Below are 20,536 nucleotides of genomic sequence, written 5' to 3'. Positions count from 1 at the left end.
GCATTAAGCCTCACGGCGGCGGGCACACATCATTTCAGCTTCGCAAGCCACTTCTCCATCGACTTTCGCTACACCTCTGAAACGCGCAACACCACGGCGTTCTTTAATAAACTCTACTTCCATAATCATTTGATCACCTGGCAGAACCGGACGCTTAAAACGTGCGCCATCAATAGCTGCAAAGTAATACAATTCTCCTGGCTCCAGCGTACCAACAGTTTTGAATGCCAGAATTCCTGTCGCCTGAGCCATTGCTTCAAGGATCAGAACGCCGGGGAAAATAGGTTTACCCGGGAAATGCCCCTGAAAAAATGGTTCATTAACCGTTACATTTTTAACTGCTCGCAGAAACTTGCCTTTTTCGAAATCCAGAACTCGGTCTACCAGTAAAAATGGGTAGCGATGTGGCAGTAATTTCAAAATTTCTTCAATTTGCAGAGTATGATTATCACTCATCTAAATACTCTTCCTGTCTATATCCAATCGTAGTATTAAAAAATATGCACTATACAATACACTTCGTCTTTCAAGTTGCTTCTTTGTTGGCGACGCATCTTGAAATCCATTGTGTATAAAACTAATGCAGTATAAAAAAAGCACTAATGACACGGCCTGCGTTAACTCCGGTGGAGTTATCAGACAGGCCGTAAAAATAAAAACTTAACCAACAAAATGTTTGTATGATTACTTGTTGTCACCTTCAAGCTTGCGTTCAACAGATTTCAACCGCTTATTCATTTCGTTGATATTCATTACCAAAGCAGCCGTCTTACGCCAGACTTTGTTCTGTTGTAGCGGGATACCCGATGAGTATACACCAGGTTCGGTGATTGGGCGCATTACCATGCTCATGCCAGTCACAGTTACTTTATCACAGATTTCCATATGTCCGTTGATAACACTGGCCCCACCAATCATACAATAACGACCGACTTTCAGGCTGCCTGCCATAATGACGCCACCCGCTATTGCCGTGTTATCACCAATGATAACGTTGTGAGCAATCTGGCACTGGTTATCAATGATAACACCATTACCGATGATAGTGTTATCCAGAGCACCACGATCGATAGTCGTACATGCGCCTATTTCAACGCGATCACCAATAATGACCGTGCCTAACTGCGGGATTTTAATCCAGTTACCGCGATCATTCGCATAGCCAAAACCATCAGAGCCTATCACAGCACCTGACTGAATGAGACACTGCTCACCCATTTCGACGTTATGGTATACCGAAACATTGGCCCAAAGACGGCTTCCTGTACCAATGCGGGTATTTTTACCAACAAAACAGCCAGCACCAATGATGACATTATCACCAAGTACAACACCAGATTCGATGACAGCATTTGCTCCGATTGCAACATTTCTTCCCAATGTCGCTTCTGGAGAAATCACTGCTGACGAGTGGATATCCTGCGCTGGCTGTGGCGTTATATCCATAATTTGCGCCATACGCGCATAAGCCAGATAAGGGTTATCAACCACCAGTGCAGCAACTTTACAATGAGGAAGATCGGCTTCGCTCAACACAATTGCCGCAGCCTGACACTCTGCAAGTTTATCGGTATAACGACTATCTGATAAAAATGTAATTTGTTCGCTGTTTGCTGAATACATAGGAGCAATACCAGTGATGACGATATCGCCATCACCATGTAATTGCGCATTCAACTGCTGAGCAAGATCAGCCAATCGAATTGAAACCATTTAATTATTTAACCTGCTTCATGACGTCTGAGGTAATATCTTTACCGGATGCAGCATATACTACAGTACTTGCATCAAGAACAAGGTCATAACCTTCTTTACCGGCAACAACCTTAACTGCATCCTGAATGCGGTTGACGAGTTTATTGCGTTCTTCCATCTGACGGCGACGGCTATCGTTGTCAAGAGACTGTGCTTTCTTCGCAAACTCATCACGTTTAGCCATTACGTCTTTTTCCAGTTTTTCGCGGTCGCTCGCTTTCATTGTTGAGCCATCACGCTGCAATTTCTGGATGTTAGACTGCAAATCAGATTCCATACGTTGTAAATCGGAAACGCGGCCTTTGAATTCATTTTCCAATTGTTTTGCAACAGCCTCATGAGCAGGCAATTGTTGGAAAATTTCGGCAATATTCACAACAGCGATTTTGTCCGCTGCCTGAACACCGGCAGAAAACGCTAATGCAATACCAAGGCTTACTGCACACAGTACTTTCTTCACTATAAACTCCTTTGACCTACGCCATTTTACACGTTGGGATATTTATAATCGCCTTATCTGATAATAAGGCGATTTCCTACCAATAACGATTGGTTTTTTACCAGGTTCCACCGATGTTGAACTGGAATTGCTCTGTTCTATCCCCTTTGTAATCTTTGACTGGCTTCGCATAAGAGAAAGATAGAGGCCCCAATGGCGATAGCCATTGCAATGCGATACCAGTAGAAACACGTATTCTATTGGGTTTACCGTAATCAGGTAAATCCGGGTAATTTACTCCATCGTAACTGTTGCTCCAGCTGGTATCCCATACTGTTCCCGCATCTACAAACAGAGACGTTCGTACAGAATTAGCATATTTTGCATCCAGGAACGGGGTTGGCGTAATCAGCTCGAAGTTGGCAACTGCTATCGCATTACCACCCACGGCATCCTGGAATGAACCTCTTGAGTTAACCTTAGGCTGGCCTCCCGGGCCTTTTTCAAGGTAAACCGCTTTTGGCCCAATGTTGTTAGGACGGAAACCACGGACGCTATTAGAACCACCGGCATAAAAGTTCTCATAAAATGGCAGTTCCTTGCCACCAAATCCACCACCATAACCCAATCGGGTACGTCCCATCATGACCCATGTGCGATCGTCATCAATAGGATAGTAGCCGGAAGAGTTCAGCGTAACTTTATAGAACTGGTTCTCAGAGCCAGGCACCGTGACTTTTGTATCCAAACCAGCTTTAACACCTGATGTTGGGAAGAAAGCACGATCAAGGTTGTTATAGCTCCAACCCACTGTCATTGTTACGTCATTTGCATCAAACCTGATTTTATCCGTGAAATCCGGTTTTTTATGCATTTTCTCCATATAGCGCCACATCGCTAACTGAGGACGTATGTTAGACAATGAGTTATGAACGTAACCTAACCGGAAATATAATGAGTTATTTTCATTCAGAGGAACGCCAAGAGAGCCATCTGTACCGTATGATTTATTGGTATAATTAGAAAGCGAGGCATCATCCGCACGGAAATCACTATAGAATATCCGCCCGCCTAAACTGACCCCGTCAACAGTGAAGTAAGGGTTAGTAAACGATAAGTCAGCCGATGTTGAATAATCATTCTTACTGGCACTGATCCCAACCGCATTACCTGTACCCAGCCAGTTATCCTGCTGAACGCCGACCTGAAAACTCATTCCGCTTTCAGTACCGTAACCAACAGAAAAGTTCATGCTGCCTGTGTTACGTTCTTTAACTTTATAAATGACGTCAACCTGATCCGGGCTACCCGGCACACGTTCAGTGGCAACATCAACAGTTTCAAAATAACCCAGACGATTAAGGCGTTCTTTGCCATATTCAACTAAGTCACTACCCAGCCACGCCCCTTCCATCTGGCGCATTTCGCGACGCAATACCGAATCTTTACTGGTGGTATTACCAGAAAAACGAATATTACGTACATAAAAACGGTTACCGGCATCCACATTGATATGCAACTTCACCGTCTTATCGGCATCATTGATTTCAGGTTGTGTCATGACACGAGGATAAGCGTAACCATAACGGCCAAGAAGCTGCTTGATTGCTGTTTCTATGTGGGTAACTTCTGTTCCGTTATACAGTGAACCCGGCTTAATAGTAGTCAGTTTTGTTATTTGAGCCTGATAGCCTGCCAGATTACCACTAACATCAACACCTGAGATTTTATATTGATCCCCTTCAGTGACGTTGATAGTAATATAAATCCCTTTTTTATCAGGCGTCAGATTCACCTGAGTCGAATCAATATTAAACCGCGCATAGCCTCTATCAAGGTAGAAACTACGCAATTTCTCAAGGTCACCTTCTAATTTCTGCTTCTGATATTTCTGATCAGCCGTCAGATTCCACCACGGAACATCATCCCTGAGTTGGAAACTATCGAGTAATTCACTCGTTGAGAAATCTTTATTGCCAACAATGTTAATTTGCTGAATTTTGGCAGAGACACCCTCAGAAAAAACAAGTTTCAAGTCAACCCGATTACGGGGAAGGGGTGTAACAACAGCCTTCACTGTAGCGTTGTATTTACCGACGCTATAGTAAAAATCTTCCAGCCCTTTTTCGATATTCGACAGCATGGTGCGGTCAAGGGCTTCACCAACACGAACGCGCGATGCTTCAAGATTACTCTTGAGCATGTCATCTTTCACGGCCTTGTTACCGGAGAAAGTAATACTGGCGATGGTTGGCCGTTCTTTTACCTGAACAACCAGTGAATTACCATCACGCAAGACACGAACATCTTCAAAGTTTCCAGTCGCGAACAGGGCATGAATCATACGACTGATATCTTCATCGCTGACTGTATCACCTACGCGAACTGGCATATTCAATAATGCTGCACCAACGGTGACACGTTGAAGACCCTCAAAATGAATGTCCTGAACTACGAATCCGTCTGAACCGTATGCAGTGGCGCTGCCGAACAGCAGCGACGCTATGAGCAACTTTTTCATCGCCATCGTTGTTATGCGTTTTCCTAACTGGTCCCCCACCTAAAAGCGGGAGAAATCATTGAAAAGTGCAAGCCCCATTAATAACACCAGCAATATAGCACCAATGCGATAACTGAAGTCTTGTACACGCTCGGAAACTGGCCCCCCCTTGATCTTCTCGATAGCAAGGAAAAGCAAGTGTCCACCATCTAGTACAGGTAACGGGAACAAGTTTATGATCCCAAGATTGACGCTGATTAGCGCCAAAAACATCAAATAATACACCAAGCCAGAATCCGCTGACACACCAGCACCCTTGGCTATAGAAATAGGGCCACTCAAATTATCAAGTTTCACATCCCCGACAATCAATTTGCCAATCATATTCACGGTCAGCTTGATCAATTGCCAGGTTTTCTCTCCAGCTTCATAAACGGAATAGAAAGGCCCATACTGCTGAACTGTTCTGTATTCATCAGCCAATGGAATAATTTTCAATTCAACTCCGGCAAAACCTTCTTCTCGCCCATCGGAAAGTTTCTTAGCCTCGGGTATCAATGACAGAGTCATCATACTGCCGGCTCTTGCAACATCAAGTTTCAGGGGAGTATTCGGATTCTTCCTGACGTAAGATGCAAAAGAGTGCCAAATATCTACGTTCTGGCCATCGACTTTAACGATCCTGTCCCCGCTTTGTAAACCCGCTTTTTCCGCCGCTGAGCCGGGATAAATTTTCTCTATCTGAGAACTAGGGTACGGAATAACGGGCATAATGCCTAAAGACAGCAGGATGTCCTGCCGGGACGGATCAAAAGCCCAGTGCCGTAAATCCAGAGTCTTTTGAATGGATTCCGAAGAATCCTCCGGGGCCACATCCAGCGACACAGAAGATTCTCCGACTTTACTTATCAAAGCGAGCCTTACTGAATTCCAGTCAGGAGTTTCGATACCATCAACGGCTTTTAGTTCCATTCCGGGCAAAATATTTGCCTGGGCCGCAATCGAGTCAGGCTTAACATCCAGGATCACGGAACGAACGGAAGGTACGCCGATCACAAAAACCAGCCAGTAAGCAACAATAGCCAGAATAAAGTTTGCGATTGGCCCGGCACTGACAACTGCCGCTCTCTGTCCTATGGTTTTATTATTGAACGCCATATGGCGGCGCTCAGGGGCGACGGTCTCAACTCTTTCATCGAGCATTTTGACATAGCCGCCCAAAGGAATAAGGGCAATAACGAATTCGGTTCCCTGTTTATCTGTACGACGCCAAAGCGCTTTACCAAACCCGATAGAAAAACGCTCAACGTAAATACCACACCGTCTGGCCACCCAAAAGTGACCAAATTCATGCACTGTAACAAGCACTCCCAATGCAACAATAAATGCAGCCAGATTCCAGAGAATATCCATTAATGTACCTTCAGAGACCAAATCCAGAAGAAACTAACATTACCAGCCCGGCAAAAACAGGTACTGCCGCCGTTAAACTGTCCACCCGGTCCATTACTCCGCCATGCCCCGGGATCAACTGGCTGCTATCTTTAATTCCCGATTCCCGTTTAAACATACTTTCGGTCAGATCACCAAAAACAGAGGCAATAACGACAACAGCAGAAATCAGCAACAAGTTTTCAGGCATCACTGGGACTGGAGCAAATTTACTGAACAACCAGGAAATCAGTGCCGCTGTCAGCAGCCCTCCGGCCAGCCCTTCGAGGGTTTTGCCCGGGGATACTTTAGGTGCCATTTTGTGTTTACCCAATGTGCGACCAAAAATATAAGCCCCTGAATCAGCGGCCCAAACCAGCAGCATCACATACAGCAGCCACCACGCACCATTATAGGTATTATTTTCATACCCCTGAGTACGGAGAACCATCATTCCACAATAGAATGGCACAATCGTCAGAAAACCGAATAGCAGGCGCAATATAACGGAAGATTTCCAAATAGAAGCTGAAGCTGGATAAGCAACAACTAATACGACAGCGACAACCCACCAGAGCATTCCTGCCCATAAAAGATACAGAATTTGAGGTTTCTCAGTCAGGTGAGTAAAGTCTGCCAAAGAATATTGTAAAGCAAGCAGCCCAGCAGCACACAATACTGCCAGTGCTATACGTTTGGACTGTGTGAATAATCCGGCAAATTGCCCCCATTCCCATGCAGCGAGCGCTGAAACTGCAATGACAACCAGCCCGAACCCTGAAGGAGGAAGTAAAAACAGAGCTGCAACAACAAGGGGAATTAATATTAACGTAGTTAAAAGACGGTACTTCAGCAAGTTCTCCTCCTATGATCCCACTTCGGCATCGTCTGGCGTTCCGCCAAAACGGCGTTCTCGTTTAACAAAGGCATGAATAGCACCTTCAAAGGCTGTTTCATCAAAATCAGGCCAAAGTATATCGGTAAAATATAATTCTGCATAAGCTATCTGCCATAACAGGAAATTACTGATACGATGCTCGCCCCCGGTTCTGATTACTAAATCAACATCAGACTGCCGACTCAGGCTCATAAAACTGCTTACTGTTGATTCAGTAATGTCTTCAGGTTCAAGCTGATTTGCCCTGACCTTTTCAGCAACCTGCCTGACACTCTGAATTAAATCCCAACGACCGCCATAATTGGCAGCAATATTAAGCTGCAATCCGGTATTGCCCGCCGTCAACTCAACTGAACGGCGGATACGCTCCTGCAACCGTGAGCTGAACCGACTAATATCACCAATAACAGACAATTTCACATTGTGCTTATGTAAGCTCTTCACTTCATTATCGAGAGCAAAAACAAACAGTTCCATTAATGAACTGACTTCTTGTTGTGGACGATTCCAGTTTTCGCTACTGAAAGCATATAATGTCAGTGATTCGATATTATTTTTAACCGAAAAGCTCACAGCACTTCGTACAGCCTTAATCCCTGCACGATGACCAAAAACTCTTAACTTCCCACGCTTTTTTGCCCAACGCCCATTACCATCCATAATGATGGCAACATGTCTGGGTAATGACAGCGATGAGTCACAATCACTAGGAGATATCACTCAAACTAATCCTTAAATAATTAAGCTGACACTTTATAGCTCAAGAATTTCCACACATGAAAAAGCCGTGCCAACAATTATCACGGCTATTTCTGGCATAGACCCGGTCGAAAGCCTTTATCTCTGATACATGTTTTAAAAACAGATACCAAAATACGCTAAATATTGAACTGGCTATTATAGCAACTACGATTTACCTGCGAACTATATCATTTGCCAAAATGCAAACAAACATATACTTATTAACAAAATTCGCTAGTTAGTAAAGGCGCCAATTGCCTCTTTCGCCAGAGTTCTTGCTATATGGTCGATTTCTAAGACCTCTTCAATGCTTTGAGGTTCAGGCAAATTTAATTTCTCTACAACCTGTCGATTCATCACCGCAATATCAGTGAAACGGATCTGATTCTGCAAGAAGGCACTCACTGTTTCTTCATTAGCGGCATTCAATGCAGTTGTTGCTGCCTGACCTTCATGACACGCGTCAATCGCCAGTTTGAGACAGGGATAACGACGATAATCCAGAGCTTCGAAAGTCAGTGTGCTGAGTTCAGTAAAATCCAGCGGTTTAGCGCCAGACTCAATGCGATTGGGATAAGCCATACTATAAGCAATTGGCGTACACATATCCTGTGTGCCCAACTGTGCAATGATACTGCCATCCTGATAACGCACCATTGAGTGGATAACGGATTGTGGGTGCAGCAGAACTTCCATTTCATCAGCAGAAGCGTTGAACAGATGGCGGGCTTCAATATATTCCAGCCCTTTATTCATCATTGTTGCAGAATCAACGGAAATTTTACGTCCCATTGACCAGATTGGATGAGCACAAGCTTCATCGGGGGTGACAGAAGAGAATTTTTCCAACGGCGTTTTACGGAATGGACCGCCAGATCCGGTCAGAATAATACTGGAAATGCCATGATCTTTTAATGTTGCATTACCAAGATTGTGCTGGACTGACTCAGGCAAACTCTGAAAAATGGCATTATGTTCGCTATCAATCGGCAACAATTGTGCTTTATATTGATTAACCGCCTCCATAAATAAACGCCCGCTGGTAATAAGCGATTCTTTGTTAGCCAGCAAAACCTGCTTACCTTTACGGATAGCCGCCAGTGTTGGCAGTAACCCTGCAATACCGACAATAGCAGACATAACCTGATCGACATCTTCCAGCGCGGCTAAATCACAGATAGCCTCTTTTCCAGACAGAACTTCAGTCTGGCAGCCCTGTTCCTGCAATAACCGCCGCAATTCTGTTGCGGAATATTCATCGGCCATTGCGGCATACTGAGGCTGAAATTCCAGACACTGTTGTGCCATGACTCCACTATTTTTCCCGGCAACAAGTGCCACAACACGGAATTTATCTGGGTTCTTTCTGACAACTGAGAGTGTACTTGTCCCGATGGACCCCGTTGAGCCGAGGATAGTTAAGCGTTTCATATTAATACTCTGAGTATTCTACTGACATAATATCGCAATAGTTTGATCTGTCCTGATCGCTATGTCCATTGCCTGAGAAAGAAATGTGATACGAAATGTAATATTGATAATATTAAATGATAAGAATAACGCCGCAGGGCTGCGGCGTTAAGTTATGCCCGTTGTCTTTCAAGCTGCCTCTTTATTGGCTGTGAAACAACCCGGAATCAATCAGGCATAGCAGAGAAATGGCAATTAGAATTCCATCAACTCTGTTTCTTTGTTCGCCAGTGCTTCATCAATCTTTTTAATGAAGGTATCAGTCAGTTTCTGAATATCGTCCTGTGAACGACGTTCTTCATCTTCGCTGATTTCTTTATCTTTCAGCAGTGCTTTAACTTTATCGTTAGCATCGCGGCGGATATTACGGATAGATACACGCCCCTGCTCTGCATCACCACGAACCACTTTGATCAAATCTTTACGACGTTCTTCAGTCAGTGGAGGCAGAGGAACACGAATAATGGTTCCGGCAGAAGATGGGTTCAGACCCAAATCAGAAGCCATAATCGCTTTTTCAACAGCCGGAGTCATAGAACGATCGAATACTGTGATCGCTAAAGTACGTGCATCTTCGGCAACAACGTTCGCGATCTGACGCAATGGAGTCGCTGCGCCATAATATTCGATGCTGATGCCATCCAGCAGGCTAGGAGAAGCACGGCCAGTACGTACCTTGCTGATTTGGTTTTTCAGTGCTTCGACGCTTTTTTCCATGCGGTCTTGTGCGTCTTTCTTGATTTCATTAATCACGTTATAAACCCTTGGGAACTGGTTATTTTCTAGACCATAAATGCCAGTATGGCATACTATGACCCTGTGTCATTAAATTCGGCGCATCAGGACGCTGATCATACCGTCAAATCTCACCGATGTCTCTATACCCTTCGTCTTTCAAGTTGCCTCTTTGTTGGCTGCGCTCGCTCACCCCCCGGTCACCGTTTTTATAAACATACGGTTAGCTATGCTCCCGGGGATTTACTCGCTTGCCGCCGCGATCCAACTCGAAATCCATTGGATATGTGTACGAAGAAATCAGTCGTGAGAAATCAACGTACCTTCATTTTCACCCATGACAACACGACGAAGTGCACCTGGTTTGTTCATATTGAAGACACGGATTGGCAGGTTATGATCGCGGGCCAGTGTAAAGGCAGCAAGATCCATAACTTTCAGTTCACGCTCCAATACATCCTGATAATCGAGTTTGTTATAAAGAACAGCTTCTGGATCTTTTGCAGGATCAGCAGAGTAGACCCCGTCAACTTTGGTTGCTTTTAACACAACATCCGCTTCAATCTCAATGCCGCGCAGACAAGCTGCGGAATCTGTCGTAAAGAACGGGTTGCCAGTACCTGCCGAGAAAATAACAACACGACCATGACGCAGTAAGCTGATAGCTTCAGCCCAGCTATAGTTATCACAGACGCCATTCAAAGGAATAGCGGACATCAGACGGGCGTTCACATAGGCGCGGTGTAAGGCATCACGCATTGCCAGACCATTCATTACTGTTGCCAACATGCCCATGTGGTCGCCGACTACACGGTTCATTCCTGCTTCAGCCAGACCGGCTCCGCGAAACAGGTTGCCTCCGCCAATAACGACGCCGACTTGAATACCCAGCTCAACCAGTTCTTTGATTTCCTGAGCCATACGGTCTAAGACGCTAGCATCGATACCAAAACCTTCTGCGCCTTGCAGGGCTTCTCCACTGAGCTTAAGCAGGATTCTCTGATATACGGGTTTTGCATTGGTTGCCATGGTGTTTCAGTCCTAAGCAGATAAGGATTATTGGGGGTTACTACAATTATTCAGTTAATACACATCCATGCTATGCAGCCAGATGTAAAAAATTCTTCTTAAATAAAACAGAACCGCCAATCGGCGGCTCCGTTAAGACAATTAAGACTGTTTGCTCATCGCAGCAACTTCTGCTGCGAAGTCAGCTTCAACTTTCTCGATGCCTTCGCCAACTTCAAAACGGATGAAGTTGATAACTTTAGCGTTGTTCTCTTTCAGCAGAGCGCCAACAGTTTTGCTTGGATCCATCACGAAGTTCTGACCATTCAGAGAGATTTCGCCGGTGAATTTGTTCATACGGCCAGAAACCATTTTCTCTGCGATTTCGCGTGGTTTGCCAGACTGCATTGCGATGTCCAGCTGGATCTGATGCTCGCGCGCAACAACGTCAGCAGGAACGTCAGATGGGTCAACATATTCTGGTTTGCTTGCAGCAACGTGCATTGCAACGTGCTTGATCAGTTCTTCGCTTGCGCCTTCAGCAGCAACCAGAACACCGATACGAGCACCGTGCAGGTAAGAACCTACAGCTTCGCCTTCCAGAATAGCAACACGACGGATGTTGATGTTTTCACCGATTTTAGCAACCAGTTCAGTACGCTGTTCTTCGAACTTAGCTTTCAGTGCATCGATGTCAGAATTTTTGTCAGCCATAACGGAAGTGATAACTTCTTTACCGAATGCCAGGAAGCCAGCATCTTTAGCAACGAAGTCAGTTTCACAGTTCAGTTCAACGATACCTGCGAATTTAGCATCTGCTGAAACTTCAACCAGGATAACGCCTTCAGCTGCAACACGGCCTGCTTTTTTAGCCGCTTTTGCCTGACCTGATTTACGCATGTTATCGATAGCCAGCTCGATATCACCATTCGCTTCAACCAGTGCCTTTTTACATTCCATCATGCCTGCGCCAGTACGCTCACGCAGTTCTTTTACCAGAGCAGCGGTAATGTCAGCCATTTGTTTAATTCCTCGATGTGTCTCGCGGGAAGATAATATTCCGCGTGGAAAGTTATCAGATAATATCCTTCGTCTTTCAAGCTGCCTCTTTGTTGGCTGCGCTCGTTCACCCCAGTCACATAGTTATCTATGCTCCCGGGGATTCTCTTCCTTGCCGCCGCGATGCAACTCGAAATCCATTGGGTATAGTTCTATATCAGATATGTAAAGGGGGCCTTGACAGGCCCCCTAACCAATATATTTCAATACCTGGTCAATAAGGGCTCAGAAATGAGCATGCCTTATTATTCAGCGTCTACAAGACCTTCTTCAGCCTGAACAGCCAGATCCTGTGAACGGCCTTCACGAACAGAAGTCGCAGCAGCAGTCAGGTACAGTTTTACTGCACGGATTGCGTCGTCGTTACCAGGGATAATGAAATCAACGCCATCTGGATCAGAGTTAGTATCAACAACAGCGAATACTGGGATACCCAGGTTGTTTGCTTCTTTGATAGCGATGTGTTCGTGTTCAGCATCGATAACAAACAGAGCATCAGGCAGGCCGCCCATGTCTTTGATACCGCCCAGGCTGTTTTCCAGTTTGCCAAGCTCACGAGAACGCATCAGCGCTTCTTTTTTAGTCAGCTTGTCAAAAGTACCGTCCTGAGACTGAGCTTCCAGATCTTTCAGACGTTTGATTGACTGACGAACAGTTTTCCAGTTAGTCAGCATACCACCTAACCAACGGTGGTTAACGAAGTATTGGTCACAGCCCAGAGCTGCTTCTTTTACTGCTTCGCTTGCAGCACGCTTGGTGCCAACAAACAGAATTTTGCCTTTACGGGAAGCAATTTTGTTCAGCTCAGCCAAAGCATCGTTGAACATTGGAACAGTTTTTTCCAGGTTGATGATATGAACTTTGTTACGAGCGCCAAAGATGAAAGGTTTCATTTTTGGGTTCCAGTAACGAGTCTGGTGACCGAAGTGAACGCCCGCTTGCAGCATATCGCGCATGGAAACAGTTGCCATTTTAGACCTCTATAAAGTTAATTGGGGTTATGCCTCCACAGATCCCATGACACCGACTCTTTAACTGTGTGCTATTCATACCGCATGAAAGAGATTCATACGAATTAGTCACATGAGAGCACCCCGGTGTATGTGCCGATCCGTGTGTGTTATTTACACAAATGAGTTTATTTAGCATTTCTGAAATATTGCTTCCACAGGAAACAATTACACAGAATACCGGCGCGCTTTATACCATAATCCGACCCTATACACCAACATTTGTTATCGCTTTATGGCGTCTTAGCAATCAACGGTTATTGTTAGATATCAGGCAGGCTGATACCATTAACTCCATCATTTTTTCATTAACTAATATCAAAGAATCGGTGATTTACCGGTTCTAATGGACTGATTTCATGGCTATTACTATCAAAACAGACGAAGATATTCAGAAAATGCGCGTTGCCGGTCGTCTGGCAGCTGAAGTTCTGGAGATGATCGAGCAACACGTTAAAGCAGGCGTTACCACGGGTGAACTTGATCGGATTTGCCACGAACACATCACGAATAAACAGCAGGCTATTTCTGCCTGTCTGGGTTATCACGGTTTTCCTAAATCCGTCTGTATTTCGGTCAATGACGTGATTTGCCACGGTATTCCAAGTGATGACAAGGTACTGAAAGACGGCGATATCGTTAATATCGATGTTACTGTTATTAAAGATGAATTCCACGGCGATACCTCCAAAATGTTCATCGTTGGTAAACCAACGATTCAGGGCGAACGTCTGTGCCGTGTGACTCAGGAAAGTCTGTACCTTGCGCTGAAAATGGTGAAACCGGGTATCCGTCTGCGTACTATCGGCAAAGCAATTCAGCAATATGTGGAAGGGAATGATTTCTCCGTAGTTCGTGAATATTGTGGTCACGGTATTGGCCGGGTTTTCCACGAAGAACCGCATGTACTTCATTACGATGCCGATGATGGCGGTGTTGTGCTGCAAAAAGGCATGGCTTTCACCATCGAACCCATGGTCAATGCGGGTGATTATCGTATCCGTACCATGAAAGATGGCTGGACTGTCAAAACCAAGGATCGCGGCTGGTCTGCACAATACGAGCACACTATTGTCGTTACTGACAACGGCTGCGAAATCATGACATGGCGCAAAGAGGAAGAAGCGCAAATTTCAGCGGTATTGGTTAACGCGTAATAGCTTAACAAGTAGTTACGTAAACCAACCACAGATTAATCGATAACAATCTGCTGACATAATTTGTTCACTCCTGCCAAAGATACCGTTGTCAGGATAGCATTGCCAAATGAAGCCCTTGTACATAAACTGTCCTCACAGGGCTTCATCATCGACTACAAAATCGACTACAAACGCCTGCCCATCTCACAGTTTCTTATCATAGGTTTCTGAATATGCCAGTTGATATTGCTTTTGCGCACGCCCCGATTCCTCCTGTCTCTCCGGTAGAATTTTCATGTGATGATCTGCAATGCCCGGTGCTGAAGCAGCATATTGATGAGTTTCAACTATGGCTTGAACAGGCATTCAAAGCGGGTATTTCCCCGACCGCACTGATTTATGCACGTAGTGATTATATTGATAAACTTCTGACCCGGTTATGGCAGCAGTATGGGTTTGATCAGATAGACACTCTTTCCCTGATTGCTGTTGGGGGTTATGGAAGACGCGAGTTGCATCCTCTTTCAGATATCGATCTGCTGGTTCTGAGCGAACATCCGCTGACTGAAGAACAATCAACCCAGATTGGACGTTTTATTGCTCTGCTCTGGGATATTCGTCTGGATGTCGGCCACAGTGTCAGAACTCTCGAAGAGTGTCTTGAAAAAGGGCTTTCCGATCTGACTATCGCCACTAACTTAGTGGAATCCCGCTTAATCTGCGGTGATTTACCTCTGTTCCTGCGCTTACAAAAACACATTTTCAGTGATGACTTCTGGCCATCAGCCCAATTTTTTGCCTCCAAGCTCACCGAACAGAAAAATCGTCATCAGCGATACCACAGTACCAGCTACAATCTGGAACCTGATATAAAAAGCAGCCCGGGAGGATTGCGTGATATCCATACTCTCCTTTGGGTGGCTCACCGTCATTTCGGGGCGACATCTTTAGATGAAATGGTCGATTTTGGTTTTCTGACTCACGAAGAGCGGGATGAATTAAACGAATGCCAGAATTTTCTCTGGCGTATCCGTTTTGCCCTTCATCTGTCTGTTATCCGTTATGATAACCGGCTGTTGTTTGAACAGCAGTTTAGTGTCGCACAGCTTCTCGGCTATAAAGGCGAACATAATCAGCCTGTTGAACGTATGATGAAAGATTTCTATCGCGTGACCCGCCGAGTCAGCGAATTGAACGACATGCTGTTGCAACTGTTTGATGAAGCAATCCTGACACTACAGCCAGATGAAAAACCCCGTCCCCTGAATGAGGCCTTTCAGTTACGGGGAGATCTTATCGATGTTATTGATGAATCACTGTTTACCCGTGATCCTGCCTCAATTCTGAGCATGTTTTATCACATGGCCGTTCACCGGGAAATTAACGGGATCTATTCCACTACGTTACGCCAGCTTCGCTATGCCCGCCGGAACCTTAAACAGCCATTGTGCGAACTTCCTCAAGCACGAAAAATTTTTATGGCAATTCTGAGGCACCCTCACGCAGTCAAAAGTGCTTTACTGCCAATGCATCGTCACAGTGTATTAAGTGCCTATACTCCGCTTTGGAGCAACATCGTCGGCCAAATGCAGTTTGACCTGTTCCATGCTTATACCGTCGACGAGCACACCATCCGGTTATTACAGAAACTGGAAAGTTTTGCCGATGAAAATAACCGCATACTTCATCCTGTGTGTGTTGAACTCTATCCACGCATACCGCAGCCTGAAATACTGCGGCTGGCCGCTTTTTTCCATGATATTGCCAAAGGGCGCAATGGCGACCATTCCGAGCTGGGAGCGAAAGATGCGTTTACCTTCGCCAGACAGCATGGATTGACAACTTACGAAGCTGAATTGATAGAGTGGCTTGTTCGCTATCATTTACTGATGTCAATCACTGCTCAACGACGGGATATTCAGGATCCCGAAGTCATTCAGCAATTTGCCTGTCAGGTCAAAAATCAGAATCGCCTGAATTACCTGCTTTGCCTCACTGTTGCCGATATCTGTGCCACAAACGCCAAACTATGGAACAGCTGGAAACAGAGCCTGCTGCGCGAGCTTTATTTCGCGACTGAAACCCAATTACTTAAAGGGATACAAAATACGCCTGATTTACGGGAGCGTATCCGGCATAACCGATTACAGGCTTTGGCACTGTTACGGCAGGAAGCGATTGACGAAGAAAGGCTGCATACTATCTGGAGCCGCTGCCACGCAGATTATTTTTTGCGCCATACGCCGGATCAACTGGCATGGCATGCCAGCCATTTAGTTAACCATCAATATCCCGATCCAATGGTATTGATTAGTACTTCATTTTCTCATGGAGGAACGGAAATATTTATCTGGTGTCAGGATAGACCTTCTCTTTTCGCGGCTGTCGTGGGGGAATTAGATCGGCGCAATTTAAGTGTTCATAACGCCCAGATCTTTACTAATCGGGACGAAATGGCAATGGATACCTTTGTCATACTGGATCCGAATGATCACTCTCTGGCACCTGATCGCCATGAACCTATCCGACAGTCTTTGCTCAAAGCCATTAACGATCCTCATCCGAAAGCACCCAAAACGCGTAAATTACCGGCTAAATTACGCCACTTTGACGTACCTCCAAAAATTAGTTTCTTAACGACACAAAATACCCGACGCACTTATATGGAACTCGTCGCTCTGGATCAACCCGGCTTACTGGCCAAAGTCGGCAGTATTTTTGCCGAATTAGGTATTTCCCTGCATGGTGCGCGTATTACAACCATCGGTGAGCGGGTAGAGGATTTTTTTGTACTGACGGATAAAGATTATTTGGCGCTGGATAAAAAAATCAAAGATGAATTGTCAGAAAGGTTGACAGAAGCCCTTAACACCAAGGATAAAGTATAGCGTTCACTAACCAATATTTGACTAAGAATAAAGGATCCCTTACCAATGCAGCAAATACAACCTATTGCCGAGTTAATGGGCATTATCGAAAGTGCATTTGAAAACCGTACCAACATCACTCCAACAACTGTTGACGAAACAACACGTGATGCCATCAATCAGGTCATTCAAATGTTGGACAGCGGTAAATTGCGTGTCGCTGAAAAAATCGCAGGTGAGTGGGTAACACATCAGTGGCTGAAAAAAGCAGTCCTGCTCTCTTTCCGCATTAATGACAATCAGGTTATGGAAGGTGCTGAAAGCCGCTATTTCGATAAAGTACCGATGAAGTTTGCTGATTATGATCAGGCGCGTTTCGAAAAAGAAGGCTTCCGTGTCGTACCACCAGCAGCCGTACGTCAGGGCGCCTACATCGCACGTAATACTGTGTTAATGCCATCTTACGTCAACCTGGGTGCTTATGTGGATGAAGGCACAATGGTCGATACATGGGCAACAGTAGGTTCCTGTGCTCAAATCGGCAAAAATGTTCACTTGTCCGGCGGTGTCGGCATTGGTGGAGTTCTGGAACCATTACAGGCCAATCCGACTATCATTGAAGACAACTGCTTTATCGGTGCGCGCTCTGAGATTGTAGAAGGGGTTATCGTAGAAGAAGGCTCTGTGATCTCAATGGGTGTTTACATCGGCCAAAGTACCAAAATCTATGATCGTGAAACCGGTGAAATCCATTATGGCCGGGTACCTGCGGGTTCTGTCGTCGTATCAGGTAACCTGCCTTCCAAAGATGGCAGCTACAGCCTGTATTGTGCTGTTATCGTGAAAAAAGTCGATGCCAAAACCCGTGGCAAAGTGGGTATCAATGAATTGCTGCGTACAATAGACTAACTCTTTGAATAGCGGATAATAGATCCGCTATTTTTATGACGCCATTAACCCAACTAACAACATATCCTAAACGTTCACCAATTTCTTTATCTGTGAGTCCTTGTATTTTAAGTTGTTTTACGCTCTCTAATAATTCAGTTGTACGAAGCTTTCTTCTAGCAATATTTTCGGTCAGGCTCATCAAGTGTCCTGTTTCTTCATCAACATCTTTAATAATTGCTGGTATATGTGTCTCACTAACTTGTTGGTAAGCCTCCAGCCTTCCTTGCCCACATATCAAAGCGTAAAGAAAATCACCGTGAATTATTTTTCTTACAGTGATTGGACGTTTTAGGCCAATATTATGTATGTTCGTTTTAATTTCATCGTGAGTAAACTTATCTCTTTCTCGTGGATTAGTAATAAGTATTTTAGATATTTCTATCATTGTTATTTTTTCTTTATGCATTTTTTTCTTCCTGAATAGTGGTTCTTTTTATTAATTGGTAGAAAGTATTTAATGTATCAAATCTATATAGTTCGAAACTGAATGGGTTTTTCTTCTTTAGATAATGATTTCCCAAAATAGTATCTATTGAAGGGAATATATAATAATCAACGATAGACTGATTAAAACTATCCATGCGAACTGCTATATTTACATCCGGTGAAAACATGTGGTCAAATTTAATTTTCCATCTAAAGTTTTCTGGTGATATTTTTTGGCATCTGGCTACTTGTAGAGTTAATGTGAATTCATCATTAACTTTCAGAACCCCTGTTTCTGGTGAATCACTAACCCAGCCATCAGAAAGATAGATATTTTTTATTATTGATTCTGTTATATTGGCATTTATCTCGTTAAGATATTTTTTGGTTTCCAACCAGGAGTAGTCAGTTTTGGGATTGTATCCAACCAGCTTATATACTCGGAGTAGGCTACCAAAACGAGAACGATAAACACTACTTGAAGGTAATAGTTCTTCCTCATCAATGATAAGCCCTGATAATCTTCCTTTTCTTTGTAATAATGAGTGTAATTTTTCCAACAATTCTTCTTCAGTAAAAATAAGCGTTCGAGATTTAATTATATCGTTTGCCTGTTTGAATTTATCATGGCTAATAATTGATTGATATGCTCCATTACATCGAATCCATTCTTCTTCAGGATTTATTATGTGTTGTTGCTTAAGTTTGAACGAAGTCTTATTATAAACGTTATTTCCAATGTATTTTTCGTTTGTGAGTATTTGATGGATTTTTCCGCGAGTCCATTCAGTACCATTCTCAGCGAGGATCTGCTTTCTGTTAAGTTCAGATGCAATAACCAATTCAGGTTTTCCCTCTACTATAAACATATCGAAGATTTGATTAACGATGTCTACTTCGTTTTGTGGACCAGGTATAAGTATAACTCGATCGGTCTGAATACTCTTACGCTGACCGAACTCAAGTATTCCTTTGGGATTACGGTGCTCATCAATGAGTAAACGGCGCAATCCATACCCGGCCATTCCTCCCTGATGAAAACCCCGTTTTATTAAATTAACTTGTCCGAGGAATACTTTTTCCGACAAATTTCGACTGTAGCTTGCAGCATTATACCGAGAGAATGACACTCCCAGCATATACATCTCAGATTGTTCGTTGAAGAAGGGTTCTGCACAGTAAATAATCTTCACACCATGTATTTTTAACAAATATGCATAATGTCCAGCCTCATCCGCATCCTGAAAACGCCCGAATCTACTGACATCATAAACAAGTAGAGTGGAGATGTTTATTTTGTGATTTATGACATCATCAATTAATGTCTTAAGTCCGGATCTGCCAGTTAAATTTAATCCACTCTTTCCAGCATCATTATAAGTATGAATGATAGTGATACCATTCTTATTTGCGTAATCATGAATGTATGCAGATTGATTATCTTGCGAATATTTTTGATGCTCAGTAGACATTCGAACATACTCTGCAGCAAAAATAACTTCCCTTTTTGAACTGGATACCTTTCTTTTCATTCTCAACCCCAATAATTATAACGGATTGAGTATTTAACAATATAATTAATTACTGCAACTCATTTTTTTAATGATGTTAATGGCTATTGATATTTGTCAAGTAAGGTTTAAATGATTTAATCGAATTAAAACTTTTTGAATTATTAAATGTCTACATGCTGCTGTTCCCACATTTAATAATTCAATGATCATTACTTTTTAGGCAGGGTACGAGCATACTTTGATTAATATCTATCCAAAGAATACTTGAGCATAATAATCATCACTCCAGTCTGCTTTTTTGAGTTTATTTCTTTGGCTGGGAGCAGCCATAGTCATATTGTTTGACCATATTCAATACGATACTCCGGAATAACGCCAGATTTTCAATTGTTTCGTCCAACAATACCTAAATCATCCTCTTTAAAAACCACATCAAGGAGATAATATTGGCTATTCTCAATCCGCCAATGTTGGCGAATGTAGTGTCCTAATAACTTATGCCGGGGGAGACAGTGAACTGATATAATACTGATTGTAATAATTAATATATTCAATATAATAATTGATTGTTAGTCTGGATTGTGTTTCATCAA

At 43.8% G+C, this 20,536-nt stretch carries 18 protein-coding genes and 1 pseudogene; 4 read left to right on the top strand and 15 right to left on the bottom strand.

Annotation, left to right across the window (positions count from 1 at the left end; translation table 11 throughout):
- Positions 1-3: 3 nt before the first annotated feature.
- From fabZ to rpsB, 12 genes are all read right to left on the bottom strand, one after another.
- Positions 4-456, bottom strand: coding sequence for a 3-hydroxyacyl-ACP dehydratase FabZ (gene fabZ / locus AACS90_RS02180; protein WP_099108905.1), 453 nt, complete (start codon positions 454-456; stop codon positions 4-6).
- A gap of 228 nt (positions 457-684) precedes the next feature.
- The gene (lpxD, locus tag AACS90_RS02175) at positions 685-1,713 is read right to left on the bottom strand and encodes a UDP-3-O-(3-hydroxymyristoyl)glucosamine N-acyltransferase (RefSeq protein ID WP_099120169.1); all 1,029 of its coding nucleotides are present in this window, start codon (positions 1,711-1,713) and stop codon (positions 685-687) included.
- Positions 1,714-1,717: 4 nt separating this feature from the next.
- Positions 1,718-2,215, bottom strand: a complete 498-nt coding sequence (gene skp / locus AACS90_RS02170) for a molecular chaperone Skp (protein ID WP_099120168.1) — start codon at positions 2,213-2,215, stop codon at positions 1,718-1,720.
- Between the two features lie 97 nt (positions 2,216-2,312).
- On the bottom strand, positions 2,313-4,721 hold the full coding sequence (gene bamA / locus AACS90_RS02165; protein WP_099120167.1) for an outer membrane protein assembly factor BamA: 2,409 nt from the start codon (positions 4,719-4,721) through the stop codon (positions 2,313-2,315).
- Positions 4,722-4,754: 33 nt separating this feature from the next.
- On the bottom strand, positions 4,755-6,107 hold the full coding sequence (gene rseP / locus AACS90_RS02160) for a sigma E protease regulator RseP (RefSeq protein ID WP_099108909.1): 1,353 nt from the start codon (positions 6,105-6,107) through the stop codon (positions 4,755-4,757).
- Between the two features lie 10 nt (positions 6,108-6,117).
- Positions 6,118-6,981: a phosphatidate cytidylyltransferase gene (cdsA, locus tag AACS90_RS02155; RefSeq protein WP_099120166.1), complete on the bottom strand. Its 864-nt coding sequence runs from the start codon at positions 6,979-6,981 to the stop codon at positions 6,118-6,120.
- Positions 6,982-6,990: 9 nt separating this feature from the next.
- The gene (gene ispU, locus AACS90_RS02150; protein ID WP_099120165.1) at positions 6,991-7,743 is read right to left on the bottom strand and encodes a (2E,6E)-farnesyl-diphosphate-specific ditrans,polycis-undecaprenyl-diphosphate synthase; all 753 of its coding nucleotides are present in this window, start codon (positions 7,741-7,743) and stop codon (positions 6,991-6,993) included.
- Between the two features lie 255 nt (positions 7,744-7,998).
- Positions 7,999-9,195 carry a 1-deoxy-D-xylulose-5-phosphate reductoisomerase gene (gene ispC, locus AACS90_RS02145; protein WP_099120164.1) on the bottom strand — a complete coding sequence of 399 codons (1,197 nt, stop codon included), beginning with the start codon at positions 9,193-9,195 and terminating at the stop codon, positions 7,999-8,001.
- Between the two features lie 234 nt (positions 9,196-9,429).
- On the bottom strand, positions 9,430-9,987 hold the full coding sequence (gene frr / locus AACS90_RS02140) for a ribosome recycling factor (RefSeq protein WP_099108913.1): 558 nt from the start codon (positions 9,985-9,987) through the stop codon (positions 9,430-9,432).
- Positions 9,988-10,269: 282 nt separating this feature from the next.
- Entirely contained in the window at positions 10,270-10,998 is a 729-nt protein-coding gene (pyrH, locus tag AACS90_RS02135; protein WP_086955305.1) for a UMP kinase, read from the bottom strand.
- Positions 10,999-11,139: 141 nt separating this feature from the next.
- Entirely contained in the window at positions 11,140-11,997 is an 858-nt protein-coding gene (gene tsf / locus AACS90_RS02130) for a translation elongation factor Ts (protein WP_099120163.1), read from the bottom strand.
- Positions 11,998-12,281: 284 nt separating this feature from the next.
- Positions 12,282-13,007, bottom strand: a complete 726-nt coding sequence (rpsB, locus tag AACS90_RS02125; RefSeq protein WP_099108916.1) for a 30S ribosomal protein S2 — start codon at positions 13,005-13,007, stop codon at positions 12,282-12,284.
- Positions 13,008-13,168: 161 nt separating this feature from the next.
- Between rpsB and AACS90_RS02120 the strand changes: the two genes are divergently transcribed.
- From AACS90_RS02120 to dapD, 4 genes are all read left to right on the top strand, one after another.
- Positions 13,169-13,393 (top strand): hypothetical protein, encoded by a 225-nt coding sequence (locus tag AACS90_RS02120; protein WP_099120162.1) that lies wholly within the window; start codon positions 13,169-13,171, stop codon positions 13,391-13,393.
- 12 nt (positions 13,394-13,405) lie between these two features.
- Positions 13,406-14,203, top strand: a complete 798-nt coding sequence (gene map / locus AACS90_RS02115; RefSeq protein WP_099108917.1) for a type I methionyl aminopeptidase — start codon at positions 13,406-13,408, stop codon at positions 14,201-14,203.
- A 215-nt stretch (positions 14,204-14,418) separates the two neighbouring features.
- Entirely contained in the window at positions 14,419-17,073 is a 2,655-nt protein-coding gene (gene glnD / locus AACS90_RS02110) for a bifunctional uridylyltransferase/uridylyl-removing protein GlnD (protein WP_099120161.1), read from the top strand.
- A gap of 45 nt (positions 17,074-17,118) precedes the next feature.
- Positions 17,119-17,961 carry a 2,3,4,5-tetrahydropyridine-2,6-dicarboxylate N-succinyltransferase gene (gene dapD / locus AACS90_RS02105; RefSeq protein WP_371635049.1) on the top strand — a complete coding sequence of 281 codons (843 nt, stop codon included), beginning with the start codon at positions 17,119-17,121 and terminating at the stop codon, positions 17,959-17,961.
- Here dapD and AACS90_RS02100 read toward each other — a convergent pair.
- The 3 genes and pseudogenes from AACS90_RS02100 to AACS90_RS02090 form a co-directional block, all read right to left on the bottom strand.
- Entirely contained in the window at positions 17,933-18,409 is a 477-nt protein-coding gene (locus AACS90_RS02100; RefSeq protein WP_099120160.1) for a ParB/RepB/Spo0J family partition protein, read from the bottom strand. The two genes, dapD and AACS90_RS02100, sit on opposite strands and share 29 nt — an antisense overlap.
- Complete coding sequence (locus AACS90_RS02095; protein WP_241538156.1) at positions 18,402-19,961, bottom strand: recombinase family protein; 1,560 nt, start codon at positions 19,959-19,961, stop codon at positions 18,402-18,404. Before AACS90_RS02095 ends, AACS90_RS02100 begins: the two co-directional genes overlap by 8 nt.
- 231 nt (positions 19,962-20,192) lie before the next feature.
- Positions 20,193-20,471, bottom strand: a pseudogene (locus AACS90_RS02090) (transposase); the annotation flags it as partial.
- Between the last annotated feature and the right edge of the window lie 65 nt (positions 20,472-20,536).

It is taken from the genome of Xenorhabdus sp. KK7.4, assembly GCF_963876465.1.
Classification (GTDB): Bacteria; Pseudomonadota; Gammaproteobacteria; order Enterobacterales; family Enterobacteriaceae; genus Xenorhabdus; species Xenorhabdus stockiae.
The sequence above is the reverse complement of the archived record's forward strand: the minus strand, read 5'-3'. Positions and strand labels throughout refer to the sequence as shown.